We start from the raw sequence: 15,963 nt of genomic DNA, 5'->3' as shown, positions 1-15,963 counted from the left end.
GTTCCGCCGGACGTATGATCCATGAGCGAGGACGAGGAGCACGCCGAGGACGCACCCGAGGCGGAAGCCGACGCGTCCGACGAACAGCCGGCGGACGACCCGAGCGATCCGTCCTCGGAGGGAGACGGGGAGCCCGAAACCGAGGAGGCCGAGGACACGCCCGACGACGCGGACGGGGAGTCCGAGAGCGAGGAGTCCGAAGCCGAAGACGGCGAGGGTGAGGACGGGGAACCCGACCCGGAAACGGAGGGAGACGACGAGTCGGCGGAGTCCGAGGAGACCGACGAGGAATCCGAGGACGAGGTCGACGACCCCGACGAAGCGGAGGAGTCGGACGAACGGCTCCCCGAGCAGACGCTTCCGGACCGTCTCGACGGCGTCGAAGCCGCCCTCGAGGAGGCCGAAACCGAGGACGACCTCGACGACGTGGAGGCGTCGCTCGACTCGATCGAGGCCGACCTCGAGGATGCAGAGCTCCCCGAACCGGACGAGGACGACGAGGACGCGGAGGACCCCCGCGAGGAGCTCGAATCACGGCTCTCGGAGCTGCGCGACGAGCTCGAGGAGCAGCGCGGCCCCTACGCCGAGGACGTCATCGAGGGGATCGAGGAGGCGGGGACGACCATCGACGGGACCGAGTGGACCGAGAAGGGAGAGGGAGAGCTCGTCGCACCCGTCGAGTCGTTCGTCGAGTCGCTGAACGCGGCGCTCGGGACGGACGTCGATCTCGACGGGCGCGAGCCCGAGGCCCTCGTCTCCACGCTCGAGACCGCCGCAAAGCTCGTCGGCGACGCGGAACTCCACCCCGATGAGGACGAGAAGACGATCGCCGAACTGCTCGAGGCGGTCGACGAGCTCCAGACGGGGATCGACGACGCGGAGGAGTGGGACGACCTCACCGTCCGCGAGAAGCTCGACGCCCACGGCTTCTACGACGTCCTCGACCATCGCAAGGACTACCCGCCCGAGTGGCAGGCGCTCAAGATCTACGAGAAGCGAAACGAGCCCGAGCCGATCCTGCTCGCGCTCGAGATGCTCGGCTCGGACTTCATGGAGGAGCACTGCATCCACGCGCTGAAGCTGATGGGCCACCCGGCCGCGCTCGACGCGATGACCCAGCGTGCCGACAAGCGCGACAAGGCGGCGATCGAGGTGCTCGGAAAGATCGGCAGCGACGAACCCCTCGAGATGCTGCTCGAGTACGCCGAGGCCGACAGCGACCCGCAGCTCCAGCTGACCACGCTCACGGCGCTCGGCGAGATCGGCAGCGAGGAGGCGACCCAGGGGGTCGCGGACCGGCTCACCTCCGATAACCCCGAGGTACGCAGCCGCGCGGCCCGCGCGCTCGGGATGATCGGCGACACCCGGGCCATCGCGCCGCTCTCGGACGTGCTCGCCGACGACGACTCCGATACGGTTCGGGCGAGCGCCGCGTGGGCGCTCAACCAGATCGGGATCGAGGAGGCGCTCGAGGAGGTCGGGAAGTACGCCGACGACCGAGCGTACCTCGTCCAGTCCGAAGCCGAGAAGGCCGGCTGATCGCGCCGGCAACGAACGTTCATATGCGATACCGGCTCCAGCACGGGTCGTGTCGCGATCCGTCCGTGTGTCGTTCGTCCTCGCGCTCTGTTGTGTCGTGTTCCTCACGGCCTCGCTGGGAGCGACGGCAACGACCCAAGCAGCGGTCCCGGTCGAGCCCCACATCGTCGAGCTTTACCCCAACACGTCGGTCCCGAACGACGTCGGGGAGTACGTCACGCTGTCGTTTCCGGAGCCGACGACGCTGACGGGGTGGACGCTCACGGACGGGGAGACGACGACTCGACTCGGGGACGAGACCGTCGCCGGGCGGGTCGCGTTCAGCCGGGACCCGGCGGTCGCCCGGGAGAAGGTCGACGATCCCGTATTGGAGCTCCGTGATCACTTCGTGCTCGCCCAGACGGGCGAGACCGTTCAGCTTCGCTACGAGGGTCGTATCGTCGATCAGACCACCTACGAACGCGCGCCGCGCGCCCAACGGTGGCTCCGCACGGACGACGGCTGGGAGTGGCGTCCCCGTGGTGCGACGACGTTCGAGGCCCGCGACCTGCCCGCCCGGAGTGCGCTCGCGTTCGTCCTCCCCGACTCGCCCGGCGTTCCGATCGAGACGATTCGCGGGGCCGACGAGCGGGTCCTGCTCGCCGGCTACACCTTCAGCTCCGAACCGACGGCCGAGGAGCTTCGAGTCGCGGCCGAGCGCGGCATCGAGGTCCGCGTACTGGTCGACGGGACGCCCGTGGGCGGCCAGACCACGGCCGAAGCGAACGCGCTCGACTCGCTGGCCGACGCGGGAATCCCGGTTCGGGTCTTCGACGGGCCGGTGACGCGCTACCGGTTCCATCACGCGAAGTACGCCGTCGTCGACGACCGCGTGATCGTCCTGACGGAGAACTGGAAGCCCGCCGGAACCGGCGGGCGCGCCAGTCGCGGCTGGGGCGTCGTCGTCGAGAGCGCACCCGTCGCCGACGCGGTCGTCGCCGTCTTCGAGGCCGACGCAGGTTGGGAGGACACCGTTCCCTGGGAACGGTACCGCGAGGGGCGGGAGCGCCGGTTCGTCGAGGACGACCCGGCGACCGGTTCGTACCCGTCACGGTTCGATCCCGAACCCGTCGAGGTCGACTCGGTACGCCTGGTCACCGCGCCCGACAACGCCGAGAGGGAGATCATCGCCCTGCTCGAGGGTGCGGAGGAGTCGATCCGTATCGAGCAGGTGGCGATCCACCCGGATCACGCCTTCCTCCAGGCCGCGATCGACGCGGCTGAACGCGGCGTTCACGTCCGGATTCTGCTCGACGACTCCTGGTACGTCGAACGGGAGAACCGCGCGCTCGTCGAGCGACTCGAGAGCCGTGCGGAACGGGACGGACTGCCGATCGAGGCGCGGCTGGTCGACTCACGCGGGGAGTTCGAGAAGATCCACGCGAAGGGCGTCGTCGTCGACGACCGCCGGACGCTCGTCGGAAGCGTCAACTGGAACGACAACTCGGTGCGGAACAACCGTGAAGTGGCGGTAATCCTCGAGAGCGAGGCGGCCGCCGCCTACTACGCCGCTGTGTTCGATGCGGACTGGCGGGGAGGGCGGCCGTCGATCCCGGTCGGCGTCGGCCTCGCCGTCGCCGGTGCGATCGGCGGGGCGGCGTTCGTCGGTTCACGACTCATCGAGTTCGAGGCCGGAGACTGAGTTCGGAACGACCGACTCGACCGTCGCCCTCGTCCGGACCCGTCGATCACGCGTTCCTCCTCTGCGTTCATCTCTCGAATCTAGAGACGAGCCTGAGCAACGACAGGGTCGCTCTTCGAAGGCCGAACACGACCCGATATCGGGGTTTCATCGGGAAAACGGGATCCATCTCGGACGAGAGGAACCCGAGGAAGTTCGAGAAGCCGCACCACTCCTCCCGCCGCGGTGGTGGGATCTGATGAGCGGTCCGAAGACGGCCGAAGGAACGTCTCCGTCAGCGACTGAGTCGTCTTCATCGTAGGCCCTCCCGGACTCGGTCGTTTCGCCTCTCTACCTCGAACGACTGCGACCGACGACCAACACCCGGCGATACTCACGCGACCTCCTCGATCGCTATCTCGCCGTTCGGAATCCGGAACTCCTTGAACAGCTTCCGTTTCGCGTCTCTCGCGTTCGTCCGCTTGTCGACGCTGTAGGTCCGGTGGATGCAGTAGTCCGGCGTGAACTCGACGACCGAGTAGCCCCATTTGCGGCTGTCGAAGGACACGATGTAGCGGAGGTTTTCGATGACGACAGGGAGTACCAATCCGATGACCCAGGCGAACGCGGACCGCATCGCGTCGCCGACCGGACCCTCCTTCTTCACGACCGTCTCCGCGGCCTTTTCGCTGATGTTGCCGCTCGTCACCGCCGGCGTCATCAGTTCGACCCCGACCCGGTTCTCCGACCTCGGCCTCCTGAGCAGGTCGCGAACCGGATAGCGCCGACACTGGTAGCCGGCGAGATGTGAGTGCATGTCGCCGGTGAGCGTCACGAAGTTCTTCACGTCTCCGTTTCTACGCGCGTTCGCTACCGCGTCCATGATCGCCCGCCGCTCGCTACGATAGCCGTCCCAGGCGTCATGCATGTACTCCTCTAAAGGAACGGGTAGTGGCACCGGAATGGGTATCGGCAGCGTCAGTACTTCGTTGGCCCAGACGGTCCAGATCGACCCCGGTTTCGTCACTTCCTTGAGGAACCACTCTTGCTGTGTCTCGCCGAGCATGGATCGGTGATCCTCCTCGTCAGCCGGGCTCGACGCCAAGCGCCGCAATAACTGCTCCAGCAGCTCTGAGGGGGCGTGTTCGATCCAGTACTCCGTCCAGTGGGGCTGCGTCCAAGACTTGTAGAGCCGCTCGTCGGTCCTAATCAGGGCGAGAAGGTCGCCGAACTGGAACCGCCGATAGAGTTTGATTCGCTCGTTGAGTGGTCCCGTCTCGGAACCGCACTCGAAGCGGGCGGGCGTATACTCCGACCACGCCTGGATGGCGCCCGCAATGAGGGCGAGCATGAACGCCGTGTCGCTCCTTTTTGGGTGGCTTGCCGAGTGCTCCCTCGCTCTCGGAACGACGATCCTGGACTCCGGATCCTCCTCCCAGTAGATGTCGTTCACGAACTCGTGGTCGTCCCAGACGTGGATCCGGGTGTGTCGCTCGAGCGCCTCCTGGAAGAAGCGGTTCGATCGATAGGTGCGGTAGATTCCGCGGTAGTCCTCAAGCGTGTTGACGAACCTCTGCTGGCTCTCGAGATCGACTCGATGGCCGGCGTACTTCTCCCGCGTTCCCGGCAGGTCGCCGACCTCGTAGATCGAGTCCCCGAGGTCGAGGAGGAAGTCGACGTCTTCCCGTGCGAGGTGGTGGTGGGCACCGAAGTAGCCGTCCAGGTAGTTCTGGCAGGTGAAGACGCCGAATCGAACGCTCTCCGGGCTCGACTCCGCTGCTGGGAGCGTTCGGCACCGGCCGGTCTTGCTTGTCGTATCGTCGTACCCAAACCGGTAGTAGTACCGTCGATCGGGTTCGAGCGTCCCGTCGAGGTCGACCTTGACCGTGTAGTCGTGTTTCGGTGTAATCTCCCCGACTCCGATCTCGTAGCAGCGCCGTCCCCGCGCGAACCGCCCGTCCTCCGCGACCTCGAGGAGCAGGGACGTCCCCGCATCGTACGCATCGGGGGCGATCCGCGTCCAGAGGACAACGCCGGTCTCTGAGGGGTCGCCACTCGCGACCGACTGGGGGAACGTCCGACGGGTCTTCGAGTCGCCCACCAACCGCGTCGCCAACCACCGTTCATCGGCCGGTTTGAGATCCGCCACTCGTACTGGCTGGCGTAGCTCGAGCGTCCAGTCGACCGCTTTCCCCCGACGTCTCCACGCCTGGAGTTCGCCCATCGTTTGCTCCATCCGTCGCGAAATGCTTTCTCCTCGATTCATACCCTAATACGATCCTCCGAAATCGATGTACCATTAGTAACTATAATAATAAAAAGTTATCTATGGGATCGTACCCTTCCATCGATTTATTGTTCGCGGCTCTCCTGGCCTCGACTCAGCTGGCGAGATTGTATCAACTGAGTCATATTTGATCGAGTTCCGGGTCCGTCCATCGGTGACCTTGACGAAACCCGTAGCAAGTACTCGCCAAGCCCTGCCCTTCCTGATCCGAATCCCGATACCCATTACGAGTGCCGTCCCGTCGATGATCGGCCGCTCCACCGTCGAACCGATCCCAAACTGTTTCCTAAAACACATCTCTTGGTGAAGTTTTTGAGGAAGAGATAACTCGTGACACGGCGTCGAGGCACGGTATCCCCTTCCGGGGAGGACGACGACCATGAGACGACCAACGTTCGGCAGGCGACGCGTGCTGTGGGGAATCGGAGGGATGATCACGGGCAGCGCGCTGGCGGGATCCGCAAACGGGGAGAAACACGAGCGCGGCGTGGAAGGCGACTCCGGTGATACGCTCGGAACCGACGGAACGCAAACGACCTACGAGGGGAGGCTCGACGAGGACAACCAGCGGGATACGTACTCGGTCGAGGCGACCGCCGGGGAGGGAATCGAGCTCGAGATGACGGTCCTGAACCTCGAGCCGGGTCGCGACGCGAGGATGACGCTCGTCGATCCCGACGGAACGGAGATCGGCGAACTCCCGACAGACAACCCGAACCGGGGTGCGTACGTAACCAACGCGGAGAACCCCGATCTCGGTAACTCGGTCGTCGGTGGCGACGTCGCCGAACTGACGGGCGGCTACTGCGTCCGCGTGACCGGCGCCGACGGTACCGTCGACGAACCGATCGAGTACGCGCTGACGATACGGACGGTCGAACTCGACCGGTTCGACCCGAACGAGGGCCGGGAGAGCGCCACTCCGATCGAATCGGGCGAGACCGTCGAGGGCGTCATCGCCGGCTACGACCACGACTGGTTCGCGATCGAGGCGAGTGCGGGCGACGAGTTCACGATCGACTACGAGGTCGTCCGGGAGGTCAACCTGTTCGATCAGGCGCTCGTCCTGTACACGCCAGACGACGAGACCGTCGAGATCGACGGCTCGCAGGCGACGGTGGCGGCACGGACGAGCGGCACCTACCTCCTCCACGTCGGCCCTGACGATCAGACGACGGCCGCCGACTTTCTCTCGAAGGAGACCTATCGGCTGACGATCAACGTCGCGGAGGACGGGTCCGGGGACGACGAAGACGGGGCGGAGACCGTCGATGGAGGTTCCGCGTCGTCCGAGACCGCGCAAACGACGACCGAAGGCTGCGGGATCGACGACTGATCGCTCTCGGCGTTCGACGTCGACGTGCAGTACGGCTGGGTCGGGACGTTCACGCCGATCGGAACACGACCGACGGCTCATCGTCCTCCACGACCTGGCCGTGTCTCCTGTTCGAGCGTCGTCGCGGCACTCGAGAACTCCTCGTCGATCTCGGCGTTGCGAGCGCAGCCGGCGGGGCCGTCCTCGTCGGTAAGCGATCGGTCGAGTTCGAGCCTCCGTGAGCGTCGAACGGATCGGTCGACGATCGTAACCCGCCGCCCGCCCCGGACGATGCGACGCGTGGTACCGTTACGAGGGTCGTCGACGAGGCGTCGGTGACGCGACCGTCCGTATGAGCGGGACGTCCGCTGGGACGATCACTCGCCGCGAAACTTCGGTTGACGCCCCTCGAGGCGTGCGTCGAACCCCTCGCGATAGTCGTGGGTGTCGTCCAGCTGGCGGGCGAGGCTTCGCTCGTAGCGCAGCCCCGTCTCCAGGGGCGTCTCGAGCGCTGCGTCGAGCGCGCGCTTACCCTGACGGAGCGCGAGGGGGGCGTTCTCGCAGAGGCGGTCGGCAAACGCCCTCGCCCGGTCGTCGACCTCGTCGGGTTCACACACCTCGTGGACGAGGCCGATCCGCTCCGCCTCCTCGGGATCGATCGGCTCGCCGGTGAGCACGATCTCCTTTGCCCTCGAGAGCCCGACCAGCCGGGGGAGCCGCTGGGTGCCGCCGCCGTGAGGAAAGGTGCCGAGTCCGACCTCGAACAGGCCGTAGGTCGCGTCCCGTCCGATGACCCGGAGGTCACAGGGAAGGGTCAGCTCGAACGCGCCCGCGGGCGCGGCCCGCTTGATCCCGGCGACGACCGGCTGACGGGTCGTCTCGATCGCGGAGAGCAACTCGGGGAATACCTCCATCGTCGGATCCACGGCGGCGCTCGACCCCGATCGGTCCCGCATCATCTCGAGGTCCATCCCCGCACAGAACACGGACCCCTTCCCGAGTAGCGCGACGGCCCACACGTCCTCATCGGCGTCGATCCGTTCGAACGCCTCCGTCAGGTCACGCATGAGCTCGACCGTCATCGCGTTTCGCTTCTCGGGTCGCGAGAGGTAGACGTCCGCCCGGCGGTCCTCCCGATCGATCCCAACCAGCCCCGTGCCGACTCGTTCCATACGGGGGCGATCCGCGTGAGGGAACATAACTCCGGGTGACGAGGTCTTCGCCGACCGAGCGGCGGGTCGGCCGCCAGGGCCGCCGTCGCCCGGGCGCCACGGGAGCGCGTCGCGTCGGGACCGGCCGAGCGAAGTGCCGCGTCGAAGCGGGCTCAGGACGCGTCCAAGAACCCGGATCGGGACGAGAGCATCGACTCATCGAGGGAGAGGCGCTCGAGGCCGGCCTCCCGGGCGTGGTCGACGACCTCGCGGTACTCCTCCTCGGTGCTCCCGCGATCGATCTCGTCGTAGAACTCCTCGCTCCTGGCCCTGGAGTAGGGTTGGTACTGCGCTATGACGTCCACGAACGTGTCCTCGGAGAGCCCCGCGACGTACTCCATCACGCCGTTCGCGCTCTCGACGTGGTTCGGCATGACGAGATGACGAACGAGCAATCCACCGGTAGCCAGGCCGCGGTCATCCATCCGGAGATCGCCGACCTGTCGGTGCATCTCTCGGAGCGAGTCCGTGACGTTCTCCCAGTACTCCGGCGCCTTCGAGTACGTGGCCGCGGCCGCGTCGTCGGGCCACTTGACGTCGGGCATGTAAATGTCGGCGATGCCATCTAGGCGTTCGAGGATCTCCACCCGTTCGTAGCTCCCCACAGTTCGCGAGGAAGATCGTCCCGCTTCCGTTCCACCCTGACGCCGAACCTGGGGACGGCTCCTCGGTCGGTCGTGGAGGAGGCCGAGTCCCCGTCGCCGGAGCCCGTTCGATCGTCGTGACGGTCCGAACCGATCAGTCCTGCCGGCGGGCATCGGGCGAGAGCGGCGTCGAGAGCCACTCGTAGGCGAGCTGCTTCGCGGCCTCCTCCGTTCGAACGCCATCGTGGTCGGTCGCCATTTCGACGTTCTCCGCCCCCTCGAGCGTCGGGCTCTCCGGGCGGACGAGGAAGAACTCGTCGGCGCTGCCCCGCAGCGTGTGGTAGTCGATCTCCTCGTCGTGGGGCGTCTCATCGGGCGTGTTGAGCTCGTAGAGCGGCTCGCCGGGCGTGTCCGCACAGTCGTGGGAGATGAACTGACAGACGCGGGTGTTGTCCGGCCCCTCCTCGCAACCCGGACCGCAGGTCCAGGTGCCGTCGTTCGCGCCCGCGAGGCCGACGAGCGTCTCGACGCGGTCGTACCGGTCAGGGTAGTCGTCGAGTCCGTCCATCCAGTAGCGCAGGCCCGTCACGCCGAGGCTGTGGCCAAGGACCTGTACCTTGTTGACGCCGGTGTACTCGAGAATCTGCGTCACGAAGTCCTCGAGCTGGTTTCGCATCTCGTCGTGGGTGCTTCCTTCGCGGCCGAAGGTGATGGCCCACAGCGCGTCGCCTCCGAACCCCCGTTCCATGAAGTACTCCGCGTGGTCGAGGAAGTCACACGCGTCGCGGGTGTTGCCGTGGGCGAGGACGACGGGGTAGTGATCGAGCCCCGATTCGGTGTCGAGAAACTCGTGGCCGCCCCAGCCGCCGTAGCCCTCAGTCTCGAACGGGAGACGGGAGTCGTCGGTTCGCTCCCACTCGCAGGGATCGCCCGTCGCGAGCTGTAGGCCCGCGAGCTCGTCGTCGCCCTCCTCCTCGGGGTCGGCGCCCGTGACGCCCGTTCCGGCGACCCCCGCCGTACCGGCCGCGGTCGCGGCCCCGATGGCCTCGAGTACGCGCCGACGGCTCGGCCGCCGTCCGTCCCGGTCGTCCGCGTCGGCCGTCCGATCGCGTTCCATGGGCCCGGTTCACGGTTCCCGGGCGGTAAAAGAATCGACTGTACGGGCCGGGTCCTCAAGTGAGGTCTACTGTTCGGGCACCACCGCGGTGCTCGAGAGCTCCTCGTCGATCTCGGCGTCGCCCATCTTCTCGACCAGCGCGTCGAGCACCTCCTTGCGCATCCCCTTGACGAACTTGATCGACCCGACGACGAGGTGACCGCCGCCCGAGACGCCGCCACCGTCGATCTCCTCGACGAGCTCGCTCACCATCGTCGGGATGTCCAGACGGACGCCGTCGCTTCGAAGGACGGCGAAGTCGGGGCCGTAGCCGATCGTGATGACGGGGTCGCCCGTCTCCTCGACGACCCGGTCGTGGATCGCACCGGTCGTGTTACCCGGCGCGGGGAAGGTGAAGCGGTGGGCGTGGTTCTCGACGTCGATCCGACAGAGGTGGGCGCCGTTCTCCAGTCGATCCCGTTCGACGTGGGGCATCGCGGCCTCGAGCTGTTCGTCGATGTCACGGCGCGCGCGCTCGGCGAGGAACTCGCCGCGCGCGGGGTGGCGCTCCTCGTCGCCCGCGACGTTGAGCACGTCGGCGATGACCCGCCGGCCGGCGCTGTACTTCAGCCAGTGGGCGGCGTAGTCGAGCGCCTCGCTGATCTCGCGGAGGTCGTTCTCGTCGTACCCCTCCTGCCGAGCCAGTTCGAGGTAGTCGTCCATCGCGTCGGCCTTCGAGCGGTCCGCGATGCCAGCGACCGCGGGAACGTGACGCAGTTCCTCGGTCACGGTCGGGTCGATCATCCGCGCGAGCTCCACACAGAGCATGCCCGTCGTGATCCGGTAGTCCTCGCCGTGGAGGTAGGGATTGACGTGGGCATCGAGCAACGGCTCGACCGCCTCGGGGTCGGGGTGGTGGTGGTCGACCGTCGCGATCGGGATGTCGTAGTGGGCGAGCGTCTCGTAGGCGGGGACGTCCTCCTCCGTCGAGCCGTTGTCGAGCATCAACAGGAGCGGCAGCTTCTGGCCGTGGCGCGCCCGGTCGCCGAGCGCGTAGTTGAGGTCGCGGGTGGCGTCCTCCATCTCGTAGAACGGCGCCTTGCTCGGGAGGCGCTTGAGCAGGTGTTGCGAGTTCTCGGAGTCCTCGTGAGTCTGATCGATGAACCGTTCGATCGCGAGTTCGACCGGCACGCTCGCGCACATCCCGTCGCCATCGGCGTGGTGGCGCATCCGGATTGGGCGTCCCTCGATCACCGTACGACGGATCAGCCGAGCGACCTCCTCCAGCCCCTCGAACATCGGCTCCATCGCGGGCCACTCGATCAGCGGCTCGATCTCGTGGGGCTCGGCGCACTCCTCGATCGCGGCCTCCAGCCGCTCACGTACGTCCGACGCGGCCTCGCCCTCGAGCCGTTCGAGGCTCCCGACCTCGACTTGGCGCGCGCCCTCGCGAAGCTCGACGGCCCCCGAGACGCGGACGACGTCGCCGACCTCGATTCCGGGGTAGGCGCGCACGCCCGCCTCCTCGAACGCCGTACAGGGAACGACGCCGGCCTCGTCGCTCAGCTGGAACACCGTCGGGCCGCCGGTCTGTTTGATCTGGACGACCTCTCCCTCGAGGTGGACCTCATCGTTCTCGACCAGGTCCTCGCTCCGGGTGACCTCGTAGCGGTGCTCGACGGTCTCGACCGTCGCCTCTTCGGGGTCGACGTCGGCCGGCGAGAACGACAGATCGCCGTTCTCGCGGATCTGATCGAGCGTCACCACGAGCCGGTCGCCGACCGCGTAGTCCGTCGAGAGCGTCGACTCGTGGACGAGCCCCGAGACGTGCTCCGAGAGGTCGACGAACACGCCGTACTCGACGACGCCGTTGACCGTGGCGAGATAGCGTGCGTCCTCGTCGACCTCCTCGACCGTACACTCGGACTGTAGCTCGTAGACGACGCGATCGTCGCCGTCCGAGCCGGAGTTGGCTGTCATTGCCCCCCATTTGGGTGGGGGCCGTTTAACCGTTATCAAGCGAGTCAGGGGTTCCGCAACGTTTAGCATCCGGAGGCGGCGATGGTGAGTATGGGACTGTTCGGGTCGCTGTTCCGAGCCGACGAGGTCATCGGTATCGCGGCCGACACCCTCACGTTCGCCCTGGAGGCCTCCGCCGAGACGCATCCCGACGAGTACATGGGGATGCTCCGGGGTGAGAAGGCCCGAACGCTCGGACTCGATCGTGACGGCACCGTCGTCACCGACGTGCTCGTGATCCCCGGAACCGAGTCGAACCCCGTGAGCGCGACCGTGCGGACGAACATGATCCCGAACGATCTCACGGGGGTGGGCTCGATCCACTCCCACCCCAACGGCGTACTGGAGCCAAGCGACGCCGACCTGCAGACGTTCGGCCGCGGATCGGTCCACGTGATCCTCGGCGCGCCCTACGAACGGGACTGTTGGCGGGCGTTCGACCGCCGGGGCGAGCCCCGCGAGCTCGAGGTGCTCGACGTCTCGCTCCCCGAGGAGTCCTTCTTCGACTTCGACCAGCAGGACATCGACCGCGAACTCAAGGACGAGGGGCGGCCGCGATGGTGAGGGCGCTCGCCCAGGGTACGTTCGACCTGTTGCATCCGGGCCACGTTCACTACCTCGAGGAGGCCGCCGACATGGGCGACGAGCTCTACGTCATCGTCGCTCGCCGCTCGAACGTCACCCACAAACGGCCGCCGCTGCTCGACGGTCGTCAGCGCCGGGACGTGGTCGCCGCCCTCGAGGTCGTCGATCGCGCCCTGCTGGGCCACGAGGAGGACATCTTCGTCCCCATCGAGCGGATCGAACCCGACGTGATCGTGCTCGGCCACGACCAGCACCACGACGACGAGGGGATCGAGCGCGCGCTCGCCGAACGCGGGATCACCTGCGAGGTCAGACGCGCCTCCCCGCGGGAGCCGGACTACGACGACGAGCTGCTCTCGACCGGCCGGATCATCGAGCGGGTCTGCGAGCGGCGGTGTTAGATGTGGTTGTATCCGTCCTCGCCGTAATCCCTTCTCAAACCGATCGTAGCCGCCGGCTCGACTGAAGCCTGCCGTCGTTTCGTCGTAGTGACGGGATATCATACTCTCGTCGACGTTTCACGGTCCCTCACCGATTGGTCGTCTCCGTCGTCACCTCCAAACGTACATAATTATAAGTAATATAACTTCGTCTATAGGTTCATACCTTGAGCGGTGCGGCGGTGAGAGCGCCGACAGGGTACAATCCCGGGGAGGACGAGACAATGCCAACGTACATCACGCTCACGAAGTGGACATCAGAGGGGATAGGGAACGTGGACGAGAGTCCGGAGCGGCTTGAACAGGCTAAGCAGGTGTCGGAGAAGTTCGGCGGTGAGTTCAGGGACTTCTACCTCACGTTCGGCCAATACGACCTCGTTTACATCGCCGAGATGCCCGATGACGAGGCGGCGGCCCAGGCCGTCCTCACCATCGGCCGCGGCGGTGCCGTGGAGACGGAGACGTTCAGGGCCTTCACGGAAGATGAGTACCGCGAGGTCATCGGCGGTCTGTCGGAGTAGCCAGACCTCCCACCTTCGGTTCTCGAACGGCGATCGCATCGTTCCGCCACCGGTACGGCTCGCGTTGACGTTCGCGTCCCGCTTACGACACCTCGCCTGACTCCTGGCGTCCGAACTGTCTCGGTTGATGTGATCTGTTAACAAGGCTTATGATGGATAGGTGCATACGGCCACGACGTACACCCCGACATGTCCACCCACCCCCGATCGGACCGTCCGACCACGCTCTCGCTCCCGCCGGAAGAGCTCTGGACGCTCCATCACGTGCTCCTCCACCGAATCGAGCAGGAAGGGACCGCAAGCGACACGACCGGAATCGAGCCGCCACCCCTCGAGGTCTTTCAGGCGTTCGACGCGCTCGACGGGGGCGAGAGCCGGTTCACCGCCGCCCAACTCGAGGCGATTCGGGACGTCCTCGCCACCCACCATCCCTCGAACGACTGTTGGGAGACCGAACGGCCCCGAGTCGAGCGACTCCTCCAGCGCGTCTCGACGGTCCTCGAGACGATCTCCCCCGAGCCGGCCCCCTGAGAACCCCCGTCTCTCCCGACGGATCACGGGCGACGGGCCGTCGCCGTTGCGCCGCTATCCTCCGAGCGCCTCCCCGTCGAACCGGCAGGGCGACGGTGGTAGCTTGAAGTACGTGGACGATCAGTCATCTAGTATGTTCCGTGCAATCCTCCCGGACGGAGAACTCGACTGCGAGCGCTACGAGGAGACCGACTTCGGCGTCGAACTCTACACGGACGACGACGAGATGATCGCGTTCGTCCCGTACGGGAACCTCATCGCGGTCATCAACGAGGAGGTCGAGACCAACAGGGACCGCTCGATCATCTAGCGGTCGGCGGTACGCAGATACTCCTCCAGCAGCGCCGGGAAGTCACGTCCCTTCAGGTAGCGAAGCCCGAAGTCCTCGGCCCAGCCGACGATGCCGGTGTCCTCGGTGACGACGCCCGCTTCGAGCTCGCGTGCGAGGATCAGCAGGTCGAAGTCCTCCCGCGAGTCGAGCACTCCCTGTCTGAGCGTCCGGCGGTACTCCTCGCGCAGGTCGCTGATCACCTGGTCCACCTCGGTCACGTGATCGCGGTCCTCGACCGGCTCGGATCGGGACTCCTCGGCCTTGCGGACGGCCTTCTCCGAGACGCGTAGCCCGCGATCGACGCGGTCGCTCATCTCGTCGATGAAGCCGTAGACGATCTCCGCGGGGATCATCAGCTCGAAGCGCGCGGGGTTCTTCTTGATCACCCACGTGTTGAGCTTCGAGAACACCTCCTCGTCGACGTCGCGTCCCTCGAGCATCGTCGTGAGCTCCGTGTGGATCGACGGCGGCATGTAACAGGAGATGTTGAGCTCGAGCTTCGCCGCCGCGACCAGATCGAGCAGTCGGTGGAGCGTCTCGTCCAGCTCCTCGTCCTCGCGGCGGATCTCGTTGGTGAGAAACGCCGACGTGTCGAGGACGAACCGCTGTTTGAGCGGGTGATCGGGCATACCCGTGGTATTCGGGCCGATCCACAAATAGCTACCACCGCGAACCCGATCGAGAGGGCCGCCGCGACGGCGCCGCAGGTTTTTGGCGTCCGCGTGCTAATTGATCCCATGGGAGAGCACGAACTCCTCGGCGTCTCCCGGGAGACGTTCGAGGAGCTCCGCGATGAGTTCACCGAGCGCCGCTACGACGGCCTCGAGTACCGCCACCTCCCTGACGGTCGACGGGGGCTCGAGCGGGGGACGGTCCTGATCGCCGACACCGCCGTGCGGGGCTTTCCGAAGGTGCCCCGGACGCTCGTGATCGATCCCGGCGTCCCCGAACGGTTCGACGGTCGGATCGCCGTCGAGGAGAAGTTGAACGGCTACAACGTCCGGATCGCCCGGATCGAGGGTCGGACGCTCGCGTTCACGCGAAGCGGGATCGTCTGTCCGTACACGTCGTGGTTGGCCGACGGGCTGGGGCTCGAGGGGTTCTTCGAGGATCACCCCGAGCGGATGCTCTGCATGGAGGCGATCGGCCCCGAGAACCCCTACACCGCCCACGACTACCCCGGGGTGAACTCGATCGCGCTCCGGGCGTTCGACGTCCGCCACCGGGAGACCGGCGAGCCGCTGTCGGTCCGCGAGCGCCGCGAGCTCTGTGAGGAGTACGGGATCGGCCAGACGCCGTTGTTCGGAACCTACGAGCAAAGGGAGGCCGTCCGCGAGCTCCCGGCGATCGTCGAGGCGCTCGACGAGGAGGGCCGTGAGGGGGTGGTGATGAAGTCGCTCGACGGCTCCGAACAGCTCAAGTACACGACCTCGGCGACCCATCGGAGCGACCTCGCGTTCGCCTTCTCGCTGCCGTTCGACTACGGCCGCGAGTTCCTCTTCCGGCGGCTGATCCGCGAGGCGTTCCAGTCCGTCGAGTTCGAGGAAGGGGCCACGACCCGCGAGGAGCGCGCCCGGGCGCTCGGTGAGGCGATCCTGCTCCCGATGGCCGACGCCGTCGAGACCGTCGAATCCGGCGGGCGGGTCGGCGAGCGTCACACGGTTCGTGGCGATAGCGGCGTCCTCGACGCGCTGCTCGACCACCTCCGCGATCAGGGGCTGACGGTCGAGATCGAGGAGGACCGCCGCGAGGACGGCGAGCGGGTCGTCACCTTTCTCAAGCGGACCCAGTCGACGAACGATAAGATCCGCACGTATCTCGACGGAACGATCGTTCGCGAGTAG

The 15,963-nt window shown here is 66.5% G+C and carries 15 protein-coding genes; 9 read left to right on the top strand and 6 right to left on the bottom strand.

The genetic code is table 11. The features are described from left to right. The first annotated feature begins 21 nt into the window (after positions 1–21). Both V0Z78_RS11540 and V0Z78_RS11535 read left to right on the top strand, forming a co-directional pair. Positions 22–1,539, top strand: a complete 1,518-nt coding sequence (locus V0Z78_RS11540; RefSeq protein WP_336344781.1) for a HEAT repeat domain-containing protein — start codon at positions 22–24, stop codon at positions 1,537–1,539. A gap of 49 nt (positions 1,540–1,588) precedes the next feature. After that, positions 1,589–3,220 carry a phospholipase D-like domain-containing protein gene (locus V0Z78_RS11535; RefSeq protein ID WP_336344780.1) on the top strand — a complete coding sequence of 544 codons (1,632 nt, stop codon included), beginning with the start codon at positions 1,589–1,591 and terminating at the stop codon, positions 3,218–3,220. A gap of 373 nt (positions 3,221–3,593) precedes the next feature. Here the strand turns inward: V0Z78_RS11535 and V0Z78_RS11530 are convergent, their stop codons facing one another. Then, positions 3,594–5,465, bottom strand: coding sequence for an alkaline phosphatase D family protein (locus tag V0Z78_RS11530; RefSeq protein WP_336344779.1), 1,872 nt, complete (start codon positions 5,463–5,465; stop codon positions 3,594–3,596). Positions 5,466–5,865: 400 nt separating this feature from the next. Between V0Z78_RS11530 and V0Z78_RS11525 the strand changes: the two genes are divergently transcribed. Then, a complete protein-coding gene (locus V0Z78_RS11525) occupies positions 5,866–6,822 on the top strand; it encodes a hypothetical protein (RefSeq protein ID WP_336344778.1) in 957 nt (318 codons plus the stop codon). Between the two features lie 356 nt (positions 6,823–7,178). Here the strand turns inward: V0Z78_RS11525 and V0Z78_RS11520 are convergent, their stop codons facing one another. The 4 genes from V0Z78_RS11520 to V0Z78_RS11505 all read right to left on the bottom strand — a co-directional run bounded on the left by V0Z78_RS11520 (position 7,179) and on the right by V0Z78_RS11505 (position 11,672). Then, positions 7,179–7,973: an enoyl-CoA hydratase/isomerase family protein gene (locus tag V0Z78_RS11520; protein WP_336344777.1), complete on the bottom strand. Its 795-nt coding sequence runs from the start codon at positions 7,971–7,973 to the stop codon at positions 7,179–7,181. Between the two features lie 152 nt (positions 7,974–8,125). Continuing rightward, positions 8,126–8,617 carry a hypothetical protein gene (locus tag V0Z78_RS11515; RefSeq protein ID WP_336344776.1) on the bottom strand — a complete coding sequence of 164 codons (492 nt, stop codon included), beginning with the start codon at positions 8,615–8,617 and terminating at the stop codon, positions 8,126–8,128. Positions 8,618–8,750: 133 nt separating this feature from the next. Next, positions 8,751–9,713, bottom strand: a complete 963-nt coding sequence (locus V0Z78_RS11510; protein WP_336344775.1) for an esterase/lipase family protein — start codon at positions 9,711–9,713, stop codon at positions 8,751–8,753. A gap of 66 nt (positions 9,714–9,779) precedes the next feature. Continuing rightward, complete coding sequence (locus tag V0Z78_RS11505) at positions 9,780–11,672, bottom strand: DHH family phosphoesterase (RefSeq protein WP_336344774.1); 1,893 nt, start codon at positions 11,670–11,672, stop codon at positions 9,780–9,782. Between the two features lie 90 nt (positions 11,673–11,762). Between V0Z78_RS11505 and V0Z78_RS11500 the strand changes: the two genes are divergently transcribed. The 5 genes from V0Z78_RS11500 (at position 11,763) to V0Z78_RS11480 (ending at position 14,098) form a co-directional block, all read left to right on the top strand. After that, positions 11,763–12,275, top strand: a complete 513-nt coding sequence (locus V0Z78_RS11500; protein WP_336344773.1) for a Mov34/MPN/PAD-1 family protein — start codon at positions 11,763–11,765, stop codon at positions 12,273–12,275. Further along, positions 12,269–12,697, top strand: a complete 429-nt coding sequence (locus tag V0Z78_RS11495; RefSeq protein WP_336344772.1) for an adenylyltransferase/cytidyltransferase family protein — start codon at positions 12,269–12,271, stop codon at positions 12,695–12,697. Before V0Z78_RS11500 ends, V0Z78_RS11495 begins: the two co-directional genes overlap by 7 nt. Positions 12,698–12,960: 263 nt before the next feature. After that, positions 12,961–13,257, top strand: coding sequence for a GYD domain-containing protein (locus V0Z78_RS11490; RefSeq protein ID WP_336344771.1), 297 nt, complete (start codon positions 12,961–12,963; stop codon positions 13,255–13,257). A gap of 189 nt (positions 13,258–13,446) precedes the next feature. Then, positions 13,447–13,788, top strand: a complete 342-nt coding sequence (locus tag V0Z78_RS11485; protein WP_336344770.1) for a DUF7853 family protein — start codon at positions 13,447–13,449, stop codon at positions 13,786–13,788. A gap of 133 nt (positions 13,789–13,921) precedes the next feature. Continuing rightward, complete coding sequence (locus tag V0Z78_RS11480; protein ID WP_336344769.1) at positions 13,922–14,098, top strand: hypothetical protein; 177 nt, start codon at positions 13,922–13,924, stop codon at positions 14,096–14,098. On the opposite strand, the gene V0Z78_RS11475 is transcribed toward V0Z78_RS11480, so the two are convergent. Further along, entirely contained in the window at positions 14,095–14,748 is a 654-nt protein-coding gene (locus V0Z78_RS11475; protein WP_336344768.1) for an RNA ligase partner protein, read from the bottom strand. The two genes, V0Z78_RS11480 and V0Z78_RS11475, sit on opposite strands and share 4 nt — an antisense overlap. Positions 14,749–14,856: 108 nt before the next feature. On the opposite strand from V0Z78_RS11475, the gene V0Z78_RS11470 reads away from it, so the two are divergent. After that, positions 14,857–15,963: an RNA ligase gene (locus V0Z78_RS11470; protein ID WP_336344767.1), complete on the top strand. Its 1,107-nt coding sequence runs from the start codon at positions 14,857–14,859 to the stop codon at positions 15,961–15,963.

Source organism: Halalkalicoccus sp. CG83 (genome assembly GCF_037081715.1).
GTDB classification, from domain to species: domain Archaea; phylum Halobacteriota; class Halobacteria; order Halobacteriales; family Halalkalicoccaceae; genus Halalkalicoccus; species Halalkalicoccus ordinarius.
The sequence above is the reverse complement of the archived record's forward strand: the minus strand, read 5'-3'. Positions and strand labels throughout refer to the sequence as shown.